Genomic DNA, 12,363 nt, shown 5'->3' with positions numbered 1-12,363 from the left:
ATGGCGCTGCGGTGATCAGAGGGACCACGAGCCATTCGGATCGTCCACCCAGGCGCGGTGGCCATCCGGCGTGACGGTGAGCCCGAACCGCGTCACGTCGGGGGACCCCTGGCTCCGCCACCAGTGGTAGGCGCCGGACACCTCGTCCCAGAGACGACGCGGGCCTGACTGCCAGACCTGTGCCTCCGCCTGCCCATCCCGGAACATCACGCACGCCCACGACAGGTCAGAGAGGCTGTAGAACCACACCGGACGCGCGTCGTCGCGCCTGTCTGCCACAGCCTGGCGACAGGCGGGCACCCGCAGACCCAGCACGAACGGCAGGTCGGACCACTGACCGGTCAGGAACTGTCGCTCGGTCAGGGGGGTCCTGGATCTGTCGGCGTCTTCCAGGGGGCCTGCCGACAGGTAGTCCCCGGGGACGACCTTGGGGCCTCTGTGCGTCCGGAGTTTCATGAACTCCACGCGGCGAGTGAACCGTCCCTCGGCCTCATCACCGTCGGCCACCAGCCGGATCATGGCGTCCGCGTTGCCGTAGTGGGTGCCGAACGGAGCGAGGATGATCCCTCCGGGACGGGTCTGCCCGATCCAGGCGCCGGGGATCTCCCGGACCCCTGCCGTGGCCAGGATGCGGTCGTACGGCGCCGAGCCGGGACGACCCTCGAACCCGTCCCCCACGACCACCTCCGGGAACAGGCCCAGCTGGTGCAGCCGCTCACCGGCCGCCGCGGAGACCGTCCCGTCCACCTCAATGGTCGTCACGTTGTCGGACCCAAGGCGATGGGCCAGTGCGCCGGCCGTCTCGCCGGTGCCCGTGCCCACGTCCAGTACCCGTGCGCCGTCCTCCACCGCCAGGTCCTGGAGCAGCGAATACACCGTGGCCGGCATGGACGACGAACTGGTGGACAGCTTCCCCGGGCCACGAAACGGACGGACTCCGTCATCCCACTGAGTGACGATGGGGACGTTGCTGTCCGCCGCCGCGTACCAGGAATCCGCGTCTTCCTGCTTGTCGACGGTGACGCTCGCCCGGGACGCCATGTCGTAGGGCCACATCCGGTCCGGGAGGAACCCCGCCCGGTCCACGGCCGCGAACGTCGGGGCCCAGCCCGGGGACAACGCGCCGGATTCCATGAGGACCCGCCCCAGCTCCTTGCGGCCGGGGCGGTCCGTACGAAGAACGTCAGGTGTCATTTGCGGTGCTTCCCGTCACCCTTCGGGCTCGAACCGTCGGGACTCGGCGGGTCCTGCGGGGGCTGCCACGGCTGACCCGGGTGGTCGTCGTCTCCGACGTCGCCGTCCTGCGCGGCCGGCCCGATACGTACCTTCATCGTTCTCCTCCTTGCACCTCAGCCGGTGGGACATCCGTGACAGTCACGTTAGGGAGGGCGGCAGACCTGCACGAAGGAAGTTCCGCAGAGTTCCACGCGGATCACTCCAGGGCGTCGATGGCCGAAGTGATCAGGCCGCGCGCTTCGGCTCCGTACACGGCCAGCCGGGAAAACTCCGCGAATGCCTTCAGGTACTGGCGGACTTCCGTAGGCGCGGTCACGTTCACCCGGGCCGTCAGCAACTCCACTTCGGCCTGGTCGTCGTCGTAGACGGTGAAGGTCTCGATCATCCACATGCGGCGTTCCGCGGAGAACGGGATCACACCGAGGGAGACGGACGGGAACGCCATGGCGGACAGCAGATAGCCGAGTTGGCCGGCCATCGTCTCCGCATTCCCCACGCGGTGCCGGAGGACCGACTCCTCCAGGAGCAGGGCGAACCGGTGGTCCCCCGCTCGCACGACGCGCGCCGAGCGGGCCAGGCGGGCGTCCACAGCATCCGCGACGTCGTCCGGCGTCTCGTGGAACCTGCTGATGGAGCGCAGCAGGTTCGCAGCGTATTCGTGTGTCTGGAGAACGCCTGGGACGACGTTGGCGCAGTAGGTCCGGAACACCCGCGTGCGCTCGTACAGGGAGACGTACGACTCCTGGAGCCTGCGCAGGCCGGTGCGTTGGACCCGGCGCCACTCCACGTACATGTTGTCGGCCGACCGGGCCGCCGCGATCAGGTCGGCGGCTTGGTCTGCCGCCTCACAGGCCGCGCACCATCGGCGTATGTCGTCGTCCGAGGGCGGGGTCACGGCGTTTTCGAGCCGGGACACCTTGGACTTGTACCAACCGGCTCTCTCGGCCAGTGCCTGGCCGGTCAGTCCCGCGTCCCTGCGGAGTTCCCGGAGCCGGTCGGCGACCGCCTTGCGGGCAGCCTGAATGCTTGATGAGGGGGACGCGGGCATGTACGGACGTTCTGTCTATCGGATCCGGTAGACCTCGTGCGGTGCCGCGCGCTCCCACACGGCATCGAACGCCGACGCGCACAGCTTGGCCACTTCGGGTCGTTCGTCCAGTTCAGGGCCGACGGCACCGCCCTCACCGGTGAAGTGGTTCCACAGGATCGAACGACTGTCAAAGAGCCAGAAGTCGTTCCCGGGAAGCGCAATGTCCGATGCCCTCCGACGTGGTAGCCAGCGGACCAGTTCCCCGGCTGCCACGTTCTGGTACGTGCAGGCGTGCTCATAGCGGATGTACTCGCTCACCGGCTCGGACACGATGCGGGCGCGGCGGAACTCAACCCCTCGGGCCGTCGCGTCGCGGACCCAGGTGTGGAAGTCGTTCCACCAGGTGCTCGGGTCGGGATCGGGCCGCCAGCCCGATCGCCACCGCTCGAACTCGGCCCCTTCCTCCTGGATCCCGTAGGAGTCGCGCATCTCCAAGTGGACGGCCGAGTGGTGAGTGTTGGCGAGTAGGTCAGTGAACGCCAAGTCGGTCTGCGACATCGCACGCCTCCCTCAGAACGGGCACCATGCGGATGGGGAGCCTCACCACCGCTTCCGACTCCGGGACCGGGCCCGTCTCCAGGCACTCTGCCAAGAGCGTCTGCCCGGCCTTCCAGCCCTGAATGACGATCTCCTTCGCTTCGTCGTCCACCCAGGCCGTTGGACACTGCGTTCCGTTGGTGTTCGGATCCTTTGCGATGAACCGTAAGGTCATGACTGCCTCCGCCCTCGTGTGGGTTCCATGACGTTCCACGACCTTCACCTCCGGCGGCCGTGAGCGTCAAGACGGCTTTCGAGCGCAGCCCAGCTCCAAGGGCGGAAGCTCCCTGGCAAGTTCACCCTGAAGGCTGGTCGGATCCCGCTCGGACCGATGCCGGTGTCCGTTCGCTCCTGGCTTCCGTACGTCGGGCCCTACCATCGAAGTACAGCAGCCTGAGCAAACGCACTGGGGTAGGTGACCGTGAGCAACTGGGCAGACCTGACGAACGGTGAGCGCATCAAGCACCTGCGGGGCTCCGATCTGACACAGCAGGGGCTCGCCGATGTTGCGGGGCTGTCCCTCGCCCTGGTGCAGAAGGCCGAGCAGGGCCGCGGCGAGTTGTCCGTGGGTTCGCTGCTGAAACTCGCCCACGCGCTGAACACGGACGTATCCGTGATACTGGGGCAGCAGGCGCCGCGACGGGGAACGAACCGGGACACCAGGGCCGCTTTGCGGCGGCTTTCCGACGCGGTGCACGAAAGTGCGTTGGGGGACTGGGAAGGCATCGCGGAACCGAGCACGCTGACCGAGCTGTCTGCTGCTCATGATCGAATCTGTGCTGCCTATTGGCGGGGTGATTACGCCGAGTTGAGCGAACTCGTCGCCAAGGTGCTGCTCGAAGGAAGCAGACGATACGGGCAGGTGACGGGCCGCGAGAGCGAACAACTGGGTGCGATTCTGGCGAGCACCTACCAGTTTGCTTCCTCGGCCGCGATTCTGCTGGGGCAGCGTGACCTCGCGCTGAGCGCTCTCACCTCCGCTCGTCGCCTGGCACAGGATTCCGGAGACGTCGTGCTGTCCGCGCTCCTGGAGTCGACGTTGTCATGGATTCACCTCCGCAGCGCAAAGGTTCCCCGGGCGATTGCCGTCGCGGAGCGTGCGGCCATGCAGATCGAACCGTCCTTCAGCAAGGCATCCCGCCCTCGACTCCTCGCGTACGGGCGACTGATGATCTCCGCGGCCGTGGCCTCCTCGCGAAGCGGGGACGCCGTATCAGCCGATGATTATCTGTCACAGGCGCATGCGGCAGCGGCGAGGCTCGGTCGTGACGAGGCCTTGTACGGCACGCACTTCGGTCCCACAGCGGCGAACACGGAAGCCGTGGGAATCGCCGTGGCGCTCGGGAATTACGGAAAAGCGCTCAGTCTGGCATCCCGCACAGAACTACCGAGTTCTATGCCCAAACTCGCCCGCAACCGCTACAAACTCGACGTCGCCCTCGCCCAGTGCGCAGCCGGCCTTCACGACCAGGCGGGGGACACCTTGGTCGAGGTGGGCCTCGACGCCCCGGAGTGGGTCAGGCATCAGGCGTTGCCCGGTGTCATCGGGAAGCGCCTCGCGAAGGTCTCGACGGCGCGCGTCCGCAGGATCGGCGAGTTGATCGGCGTGCCCCTGATCGTGTGAGCCCTGACCGCGTGGGTCCTGATCGTGTGAGTACTACGGAACGTACGGGTGCGGGTCGGGCAACCTCGACCGGTGGTATTCCTCGTCTCTTCACTGTCAGTGATCGTGTGTGCACGATTGACGCATGGTCAGCACCGAGAGTGGACAGAGGCAGGGACGGACCGGCGTCCGTCGGACCGAACGTGATCTGAGGAGGCGTCAGGCGCTCGCCGACGCGGCGGCGGGAGTCTTCCCGGGGGAGGCTGACGTACCCGTGGTGGCCGCGAAGATCGAGCGGTTCCGCTGCGTGATCTACCTGTGCGGTGCTCCCCGCACGGACTTCGCGGCGCCTCGCGAGGAGTGCACGGAGTATGCGGAGGCGTTCGGGTGGGAGATCACGGATGTGATCGAGGAGCGCGCGGGGCTGCTGCCGCCGCACGGGCGTGCCGGGTTGGGGTGTGCCGTCGAGTGCGTCAGGAGTGGGGAGGCCGGGGCGGTGCTCACGGCGTGGCGTTCGATGATCTCGTCCGTTCCGCAGGAGTACGACGAAGTGGCCCGTGAGATCGAGAAGGCCGGTGGCTTCCTGCACGTGAAGGAGGCGGCACGCAGGGAGCAGGGGGCGGCGCGGTGACCCGGCGGGTGTTCCGCTACGTGCCGTTCACCATCGTGCAGGACCAGACGGCGGAACCGGAGTACGAAGCGCGCTGTGTGTCCGGGGAGGAGTCCGAGTGCGGGGCGCGGTCCGGTACGTACAGCGCCCCGGGGCCGGTCGAGGAGTGGCAGCGCCAGCACACGCAGGAGACCGGGCACCGGCGCTACCGGCGGGACTTCGGTGACTATGCGGTGCTGTGTCCGTCGTCGGAGCCGGTCGCACCGCCGGAACTGGTCGCGCGCGTACGGCCGGCCGGGCGCGAGCCGTGATGTTCGTCCCGGCCGCGGAGCGGCGGTGGCGCGACGCTTGGCCGCTGGCCGCGCGACCCGGTGACGGCAACGCCTGGGTGGCGGGGACGTGCTGGCTGTACTGCCGTCGTACGGGCGTGGCCGTGCTGTGGGTCGGTTCGGTGACCACGCCGGGCGCGACGGGCGATGTGTACGCCTGTGGTCCATGCATCGCGGAACTCGACCATATGGTGCGCGTCCAGATGTATGCCGGGGACGGGTGCGTCCCGTCGTGACCGGTCGGGCGGAGTCGGCGAGGGTGCCGCGGGTCGCAGTTCCCGGGCGGGAAGCCCGCTGCCCCTGGTGCGGCACACCGGGGGCAGCGGACCTTCTCGGCGCGACGTCAGCGGGGCGAATTCCCGCTGAGCGAAGACCGGGCGGCGAGGTCAGCGGTAGTAGATCGGCATGATCCGCTTGCTGTCGTCGCACCACACCTCGTTGTATCCGGCTTCATGGGCGTACTGAAGCTCCGTCGCCTCGCACGCCGCCTTCGAGGGGTAGGCCTCGGCGCCGATGGGGACCCAGCCGGCCCCGGGGGGATCGGCGGCGAAGGCGTTGGTGCTGGTCAGCGGAATGGCGATCGCCGCCATACCGGCAGCAAGGCCGACGCCGACACGCAAACGCAAGGACCTCGTGGGCCTCATGATTCCTCCACACGGTAGAGCCGTCTTCGGATTTCCCGCGCACAGTTCCTCCGCAGAGGTGCCCCGGCCGGCGGGCCGTCGGTGCCGTGCGCGTTCTTCATGAGTTCCAGATGCAAACTCTGCGGCGGAAGTTCGTGATGCGGTGAGACTGGCCGAGACCGGTCCCCTCCCCTGGGTTCATGACTGAAAACGAACGGTGCTGTCGGCGCGGCATGAAGCTGCCTCGGGCCCCGCTTGACCAGCGGAGTCCGAACGTATGCTCAAAGAATGACGACCTCCGAGACCTCCGGAACCGGCACGACAACCGGCCCGACCGAGAACTCCATGCGTCGCGCCCTCAAACGTGCCCGGGAGGGCGTCGCCCTCGACGTCTCCGAGGCGGCCGTGCTGCTCCAGGCGCGGGGCGCGGCCCTCGACGATCTGGCCGCGTCCGCTGCCCGGGTGCGGGACGCCGGGCTCGACGCGGCCGGCCGGCCCGGCGTCATCACCTACTCCAAGAGCGTTTTCATCCCGCTCACCCGGCTGTGCCGGGACAAGTGCCACTACTGCACCTTCGTCACCGTCCCCGGCAAGCTGCGCCGCGCCGGGCACGGCATGTTCATGTCCCCGGACGAGGTCCTGGACATCGCCCGCAAGGGCGCGGCGCTCGGCTGCAAGGAAGCGCTGATCACGCTCGGCGACAAGCCCGAGGACCGGTGGCCCGAGGCGCGTGAATGGCTCGACGCGCACGGCTACGACGACACCATCGCCTACGTCCGCGCCGTCTCCATCCGCATCCTGGAGGAGACCGGCCTGCTCCCGCACCTCAACCCGGGCGTCCTGACCTGGACCGACTTCCAGCGGCTGAAGCCCGTGGCGCCCTCCATGGGCATGATGCTGGAGACGACGGCCACCCGGCTGTGGTCCGAGCCGGGCGGCCCGCACCACGGCTCCCCGGACAAGGAACCGGCCGTGCGGCTGCGGGTCCTGGAGGACGCCGGACGCTCCTCCGTGCCCTTCACCTCGGGGATCCTCATCGGCATCGGGGAGACGTACGAGGAGCGGGCCGAGTCGCTGTTCGCCCTCCGGAAGGTCTCCCGGGCCTACCACGGCATCCAGGAGCTGATCATCCAGAACTTCCGCGCCAAGCCGGACACGGCGATGCGCGGCATGCCGGACGCCGAACTGGACGAGCTGGTCGCCACGGTCGCCCTCGCCCGGCACCTCATGGGCCCGAGCGCCTGCCTCCAGGCCCCGCCGAACCTGGTCGACGCCGAGCACGAGCGGCTGATCGGCGCCGGCATCGACGACTGGGGCGGGGTCTCGCCGCTCACCATCGACCACGTCAACCCGGAGCGGCCCTGGCCGCAGATCGAGGAACTGGCCGCGAAGTCCGCGGCGGCCGGCTTCGAACTGCGCGAGCGGCTGTGCGTGTACCCGGAGTTCGTGCGGCGCGGCGAGCCCTGGCTCGATCCGCGGCTGCGGCCGCACGTGGCCGCGCTCGCCGACCCGGAGACCGGCCTCGCCCGCTCCGGGGTCCGGCCGGCGGGGCTGCCCTGGCAGGAGCCCGACGAGGCGTTCACCGCCACCGGCCGCACCGACCTGCACCGCACCATCGACACCGAGGGCCGCACCGGCGACCGGCGCGAGGACTTCGACGAGGTGTACGGCGACTGGGGCGCGCTGCGGGAGGCGGCGGCGCCGGGGATGGTCCCGGAGCGGATCGACACGGACGTGCGGACGGCGCTGGCGACCGCGGCCGACGACCCGACCCGGCTGACCGACGCGGAGGCGCTGGCCCTGCTGCACGCCGACGGCCCCGCGCTGGACGCGCTCACCCGGATCGCCGACGACGTGCGCCGGGCGGCCGTCGGCGACGACGTCACCTACATCGTCACCCGCAACATCAACTTCACCAATGTCTGCTACACCGGCTGCCGGTTCTGCGCGTTCGCCCAGCGCCGTACGGACGCCGACGCCTACACCCTCTCCCTCGACCAGGTCGCCGACCGCGCCCAGCAGGCGTGGGAGGTGGGCGCGGTCGAGGTGTGCATGCAGGGCGGCATCCACCCCGACCTGCCCGGCACCGCCTACTTCGACATCGCGAAAGCGGTGAAGGAACGCGTCCCGGGGATGCACGTGCACGCCTTCTCGCCGATGGAGGTGGTCAACGGCGCCACCCGCACCGGCCTGTCGATCCGGGAGTGGCTGACGGCGGCCAGGGACGCCGGGCTGGACTCCGTCCCCGGTACGGCCGCCGAGATCCTGGACGACGAGGTGCGCTGGGTGCTCACCAAGGGCAAGCTGCCCACGGCGACCTGGATCGAGGTGATCACGACCGCGCACGAGCTGGGCATCCGGTCGAGTTCGACGATGATGTACGGCCATGTCGACCAGCCCCGCCACTGGCTCGGCCACCTGCGCACGCTGGCCCGCATCCAGCAGGAGACCGGCGGTTTCACGGAGTTCGTGACACTGCCGTTCGTCCACACCAACGCGCCGGTGTACCTGGCGGGCATCGCCCGGCCGGGCCCCACGGTGCGGGACAACCGGGCGGTGACCGCGATGGCCCGGCTGCTGCTGCACCCGCACATCCCGAACATTCAGACAAGTTGGGTCAAATTGGGTGCGGAGGGTGCGGCGGAGATGCTGCGCTCCGGTGCGAACGACCTGGGCGGCACGTTGATGGAGGAGACCATCTCCCGGATGGCGGGCTCCTCCTACGGCTCGTACAAGTCGGTGCGCGACCTGGTCGCGGTGGCCGAGGCGGCGGGCCGCCCCGCCAAGCCCCGCACCACCCTGTACGGGGAGGTGCCCGAGGAGCGGCAGCGGGCGGCGGCGGCCTCCGACGGGCATCTGCCGCAGCTGCTGCCGGTGCTGGACTGACCGCTGGAACGACCGGGGACCGGGCCCCTCGGGGAGCGGCCGGGCGAGAAGGTCACAGTACGATGATCCGACCCCCGAGCGACGGGGGCCCGTAGCGGAGGAGATGCGTACCCGTGCCTGCCCGACTGCCCTCGTGGGTCTGGGTCACCGGTCTGACGGTGGGGGCGACCGTGGCCGTGACCACTCTCGCCGTCCAGGCCGACCAGGGGGCGCACCCCACGGCGGCGGCCCGGCCCGCCGCCTCGGCGTCGGCGAGCGCGCACCCGGCGCCCGCACCGACGCGGACGGCGCCCCCCGCACTGCCGGCCGCCTCGGGCACCGGCCGCCGTATCGTCTACTCGCTCGGCCAGAAGCGGATCTGGCTGGCCGACGCGAAGGGGAAGGCGACCGGCACCTTCGCCGTGTGGCCGGGGACGGTGAGCCCCGACCTCGGCACCTTTGCGGTCTCCAGCCGGTCGGATGCCACCACCGGCGGCGACGGTGTGCCGATCGAGCACATCCTGTACTTCGCCAACAAGGCGGGGCTGTCGATCGCGTTCTCCAACGCCGTCGACGGGTCCTCCCCGCCGCCGGCCGCCGGCAAGCAGACCAGCGGCATCCGGCTGCACAAGGCGGACGGCACCAAGCTGTGGGCGTTCGGGACGGAGAAGACGCCGGTGGTCGTCGTCCGCTAGTGCCGTTGCCTGTTGCGGCACTTAGCGCCCCTTGGCCGCCCCGGCGTCCCGCAGCGGTAGCTGCACTATGACCAGTACCACCCCGCTGATCAGGAACGCCCGGGTCGCCGCGTCCAGGCCGTTCCACGTCTTGGACTGCCACATGGCGAACCACTCGCCGCCGATCGCGACGAACCCGGCGCCGAACAGCAGCATCACCATCAGCAGCCCGTACGTCGACACCTGCCGGGCACGCCCGTGGTCACGGCGTGCCCACAGCCACGTACCGGCGAGAAGGACGAGGGCCGCGGCCCACTCCCAGACGATGATCGCGACATAGGCGGCGTCCTGGAGCCCGGTGCTCGTGACGGCCCGGCCCATCAGGTCCACGTCCCGGAACGTCGTGTCCATGGCCAGAACATGTCGTACGAACTGCTGGTTCGTACCGAAGTCCGCGACGTTCCCGAGGGCGACGAGCGTGAGGTAGAGCGCGACGGTGCCGGTGAGCAGGCCGGCGGCCGCTGTCAGCGCCCCGGAGCCGGCGGTTCTGTGGGGGCCGGCGGTGGGTGTGGTGTTGGTGGTGGACATGACCGGTTCCTTCCCGGCCGGCCCGGGCACGTCCCGTACGCATTGAGCCAGAGTGACTCCTCCCACCGGATAAATCCGGGGGGCTTCTCCTGTCGGTGGCTCGGGCCACGTCGGGAAGGACCAGCCCGGCCCTGAGTGCGACGTTCCGCAAGGACCTGACATTGGCCCTGGCCGCCGGGGGCACGCCGGACGCGCTGCTTCTCCTGCTGCGCCGGGCCGACTTCGACGCACCGGTACGGGCCCACGCCCACGTGGTGCGCGGCCGGGAACTGCGGTGCGGCGGGGAACACGCGGCGGCCCTGGCCGAGTTCGACCGGGCCGTCGCGCTCGACCCCGGGCTGGTCCCGGCCCACCTCGGCCGCGCCATGGCCCGCGGCGACCTGGCCGACTACGAGGAGGCCGTGGCCGACCTGGACCGCGCGCTGGAACTCAGGCCGGACTACCCGAGGGCGCGGGAGCAGCAGGCCGCCACCCGCGCGGAGCGTACCCCCTGACGCTCGGCGCGGGCGGCACGCCTGCGCGGGACATACCCCCTGACGCTCAGCGCAGGCGGCACGCCCGCGCGGGGCATACCTCCTGCCGCTCAGCCCGTGCGGCACGCCTGCAGGGGGCGTACCTCCGGACGCGTAGCGCCCGTGGCCCGCTCGCGGGGGGCGCAACCCCCGGCCGCTCCGCGCCGGTGGCGTTCGGCCGCCGGGAGGAACAGGACCCGCGCCCCGGACCCACCGGGATTCAGCCCACCGCCGCCTGCGCCTCGCTGGTGACGGTGACGCCTTCCGCGAACTGGACGATCTGGCTGTCGGTGAGGCCCAGTTTGACGGGCGTCTGGACGAGGACGTTGTGGCCCGCGTTGTCCGGGTAGACCAGCCACTTGGCGCCCTTGTCCTCGGTCAGGCCCAGCGAGCCGGTCTTGCCCTTGACGGTCACCTTGGTGACGGACGCGTCGGCGGGCAGCCGCGACATTCCCTGGAGCATGACGGCGATCCCGCTGCTGAGGTCGGTGACACCATGAACCGGCTTGGGGTTGTGCGTGCCGGGCGGGACGGCCACGAACACGCTCGTGCTCGACGACGTCACCTTCCAGCCCGCCGGAACCGTGGTGACCGTGAAACCGGCCGGCTGAGGGCCGTGGTACGCGGCGAGCTGCAGGTGGGGCGTCTTCTGCTGGTCCGCCGCCACGCTCGGGCCGGAGGACTGGCCACTGCGCTGGCCGGCGGCCGCGACGCTCTGGCCGGAGGACCGGCCGCCGGACTGGCCGGCGGTGCCCACGGCGATGGTGGCCACCGCGGCGACCGCGGCCACGGCGGCGACGCCCGCGACCCGGCGACGCCGCTGGCGGACCAGCGCGCCCTGCCCGCGGGTGACATCGGCGGCGACGGTCTCGGCGTCGGCCGGGACGTCATCGGTGCCGCGCAGGGTGCTCAGAACATTCGTCACGTCTTGCACGTCAGTGCTCCAATTTCTTGTTCGTCACATCGACCGGACGGGTTCGCACCGGTCGGACGGGGTGGTGGATGGGATGGCGGATGAAGGAGGTGGTCGATCGGATGGGGCGGTGGACCGGACGGCGTGGTGGATCAGACGGGGTGGTGCGAGGGCTGGGGGAGGCGCGCGCGCAGGCGCTCCAGGGCCCGGGCGCTCTGGCTCCGGACGGTGCCCTCACTGCAACCCAGCGCCGCGGCCGTCTCGGCGGAGCTGAGCCCCTCGATGTAACGCAGGACGACCGCCGCCCGCATGCGCTTCGGCAGGGTCGCCAGCAACGCCAGCACCGCGCTCCGGTCCGTGTACGGGGCTTCCACGGCTGCGACGTCGGGCAGCTCCGCCCGGACCTGCTCGCGGCGGTGGAACAGACTCCGCCGGTCGTCTATCGCCGCGTTCACCACGCAACGCCGCGCGTACGCGTCCAGCGTGTCGGGACGCACCCGAGGCCACGCCAGGTACAGGCGGGTCAGCGCCACCTGCACGACGTCCTCCGCCTTGGCCTGGTCGCCCGAGAGCAGCAGCGACGCCACGCGCACGAGCGCCGTGCGCCGAACGCGCACGAACTCGGTGAACTCGTGGTCCCGCTCGGAAGCAGATTTCACGGATACGCACTCTCTCTCGCGGGGCCCTTGCCGTTGGTCACCCCTCATACGGGGCAGGCGGGTTCCCCGTTGCACGCCGGGCAAGATCTTTCGGCACGGGGTGCGGTTCGGGCCGCGCGGCCGG

The 12,363-nt window shown here is 70.4% G+C and carries 15 protein-coding genes; 6 read left to right on the top strand and 9 right to left on the bottom strand.

Features of this window, described 5'->3' with window-relative positions:
• Positions 1-15: 15 nt before the first annotated feature.
• The 5 genes from ACFYPJ_RS16830 to ACFYPJ_RS16810 form a co-directional block, all read right to left on the bottom strand.
• Positions 16-1,194, bottom strand: coding sequence for a methyltransferase domain-containing protein (locus ACFYPJ_RS16830; protein WP_389016892.1), 1,179 nt, complete (start codon positions 1,192-1,194; stop codon positions 16-18).
• Positions 1,191-1,331, bottom strand: a complete 141-nt coding sequence (locus ACFYPJ_RS16825; RefSeq protein WP_389016889.1) for a hypothetical protein — start codon at positions 1,329-1,331, stop codon at positions 1,191-1,193. Before ACFYPJ_RS16825 ends, ACFYPJ_RS16830 begins: the two co-directional genes overlap by 4 nt.
• A gap of 101 nt (positions 1,332-1,432) precedes the next feature.
• Positions 1,433-2,284, bottom strand: a complete 852-nt coding sequence (locus tag ACFYPJ_RS16820) for a helix-turn-helix domain-containing protein (RefSeq protein ID WP_389016886.1) — start codon at positions 2,282-2,284, stop codon at positions 1,433-1,435.
• Positions 2,285-2,299: 15 nt separating this feature from the next.
• Positions 2,300-2,824 carry a DUF6879 family protein gene (locus ACFYPJ_RS16815; protein WP_389016884.1) on the bottom strand — a complete coding sequence of 175 codons (525 nt, stop codon included), beginning with the start codon at positions 2,822-2,824 and terminating at the stop codon, positions 2,300-2,302.
• Positions 2,796-3,038, bottom strand: coding sequence for a hypothetical protein (locus ACFYPJ_RS16810; RefSeq protein ID WP_389016881.1), 243 nt, complete (start codon positions 3,036-3,038; stop codon positions 2,796-2,798). Before ACFYPJ_RS16810 ends, ACFYPJ_RS16815 begins: the two co-directional genes overlap by 29 nt.
• 246 nt (positions 3,039-3,284) lie before the next feature.
• Here ACFYPJ_RS16810 and ACFYPJ_RS16805 point away from each other — a divergent pair, with 246 nt between their 5' ends.
• From ACFYPJ_RS16805 to ACFYPJ_RS16795, 3 genes are all read left to right on the top strand, one after another.
• Positions 3,285-4,487: a helix-turn-helix domain-containing protein gene (locus ACFYPJ_RS16805; RefSeq protein WP_389017566.1), complete on the top strand. Its 1,203-nt coding sequence runs from the start codon at positions 3,285-3,287 to the stop codon at positions 4,485-4,487.
• Positions 4,488-4,611: 124 nt separating this feature from the next.
• Positions 4,612-5,097: a hypothetical protein gene (locus ACFYPJ_RS16800; RefSeq protein ID WP_389016878.1), complete on the top strand. Its 486-nt coding sequence runs from the start codon at positions 4,612-4,614 to the stop codon at positions 5,095-5,097.
• On the top strand, positions 5,094-5,387 hold the full coding sequence (locus ACFYPJ_RS16795; RefSeq protein ID WP_389016875.1) for a hypothetical protein: 294 nt from the start codon (positions 5,094-5,096) through the stop codon (positions 5,385-5,387). The genes ACFYPJ_RS16800 and ACFYPJ_RS16795 overlap by 4 nt, the downstream gene beginning before the upstream one ends.
• A 404-nt stretch (positions 5,388-5,791) precedes the next feature.
• Here the strand turns inward: ACFYPJ_RS16795 and ACFYPJ_RS16790 are convergent, their stop codons facing one another.
• On the bottom strand, positions 5,792-6,049 hold the full coding sequence (locus ACFYPJ_RS16790) for a hypothetical protein (protein WP_389016872.1): 258 nt from the start codon (positions 6,047-6,049) through the stop codon (positions 5,792-5,794).
• Positions 6,050-6,316: 267 nt separating this feature from the next.
• Between ACFYPJ_RS16790 and ACFYPJ_RS16785 the strand changes: the two genes are divergently transcribed.
• Both ACFYPJ_RS16785 and ACFYPJ_RS16780 read left to right on the top strand, forming a co-directional pair.
• Positions 6,317-8,914: a bifunctional FO biosynthesis protein CofGH gene (locus tag ACFYPJ_RS16785; protein ID WP_389016870.1), complete on the top strand. Its 2,598-nt coding sequence runs from the start codon at positions 6,317-6,319 to the stop codon at positions 8,912-8,914.
• A 113-nt stretch (positions 8,915-9,027) separates the two neighbouring features.
• A complete protein-coding gene (locus ACFYPJ_RS16780; protein ID WP_389016867.1) occupies positions 9,028-9,588 on the top strand; it encodes a hypothetical protein in 561 nt (186 codons plus the stop codon).
• Between the two features lie 21 nt (positions 9,589-9,609).
• On the opposite strand, the gene ACFYPJ_RS16775 is transcribed toward ACFYPJ_RS16780, so the two are convergent.
• Positions 9,610-10,155, bottom strand: coding sequence for a DUF2165 domain-containing protein (locus tag ACFYPJ_RS16775; RefSeq protein WP_389016864.1), 546 nt, complete (start codon positions 10,153-10,155; stop codon positions 9,610-9,612).
• Between the two features lie 161 nt (positions 10,156-10,316).
• Between ACFYPJ_RS16775 and ACFYPJ_RS16770 the strand changes: the two genes are divergently transcribed.
• Positions 10,317-10,649, top strand: coding sequence for a tetratricopeptide repeat protein (locus ACFYPJ_RS16770; protein WP_389016861.1), 333 nt, complete (start codon positions 10,317-10,319; stop codon positions 10,647-10,649).
• Between the two features lie 238 nt (positions 10,650-10,887).
• Here the strand turns inward: ACFYPJ_RS16770 and ACFYPJ_RS16765 are convergent, their stop codons facing one another.
• Both ACFYPJ_RS16765 and ACFYPJ_RS16760 read right to left on the bottom strand, forming a co-directional pair.
• Complete coding sequence (locus tag ACFYPJ_RS16765; protein WP_389016858.1) at positions 10,888-11,592, bottom strand: hypothetical protein; 705 nt, start codon at positions 11,590-11,592, stop codon at positions 10,888-10,890.
• A 140-nt stretch (positions 11,593-11,732) separates the two neighbouring features.
• On the bottom strand, positions 11,733-12,239 hold the full coding sequence (locus ACFYPJ_RS16760; protein ID WP_389016855.1) for a SigE family RNA polymerase sigma factor: 507 nt from the start codon (positions 12,237-12,239) through the stop codon (positions 11,733-11,735).
• Positions 12,240-12,363 lie beyond the last annotated feature (124 nt).

The sequence above is a fragment of the Streptomyces sp. NPDC006012 genome, assembly GCF_042871185.1.
Classification (GTDB): domain Bacteria; phylum Actinomycetota; class Actinomycetes; order Streptomycetales; family Streptomycetaceae; genus Streptomyces.
This window is presented reverse-complemented; position numbering and strand designations above follow the sequence as displayed.

Excerpts from the sequence above, each read along its gene's own strand:
- ACFYPJ_RS16790 (WP_389016872.1), bottom strand. The coding sequence starts at position 6,049 with ATGAGGCCCACGAGGTCCTTGCGTTTGCGTGTCGGCGTCGGCCTTGCT.
- ACFYPJ_RS16810 (WP_389016881.1), bottom strand. The coding sequence starts at position 3,038 with ATGACCTTACGGTTCATCGCAAAGGATCCGAACACCAACGGAACGCAG.
- ACFYPJ_RS16775 (WP_389016864.1), bottom strand. The coding sequence starts at position 10,155 with ATGTCCACCACCAACACCACACCCACCGCCGGCCCCCACAGAACCGCC.
- ACFYPJ_RS16825 (WP_389016889.1), bottom strand. The coding sequence starts at position 1,331 with ATGAAGGTACGTATCGGGCCGGCCGCGCAGGACGGCGACGTCGGAGAC.
- ACFYPJ_RS16800 (WP_389016878.1), top strand. The coding sequence starts at position 4,612 with ATGGTCAGCACCGAGAGTGGACAGAGGCAGGGACGGACCGGCGTCCGT.
- ACFYPJ_RS16815 (WP_389016884.1), bottom strand. The coding sequence starts at position 2,824 with ATGTCGCAGACCGACTTGGCGTTCACTGACCTACTCGCCAACACTCAC.
- ACFYPJ_RS16830 (WP_389016892.1), bottom strand. The coding sequence starts at position 1,194 with ATGACACCTGACGTTCTTCGTACGGACCGCCCCGGCCGCAAGGAGCTG.
- ACFYPJ_RS16785 (WP_389016870.1), top strand. The coding sequence starts at position 6,317 with ATGACGACCTCCGAGACCTCCGGAACCGGCACGACAACCGGCCCGACC.
- ACFYPJ_RS16820 (WP_389016886.1), bottom strand. The coding sequence starts at position 2,284 with ATGCCCGCGTCCCCCTCATCAAGCATTCAGGCTGCCCGCAAGGCGGTC.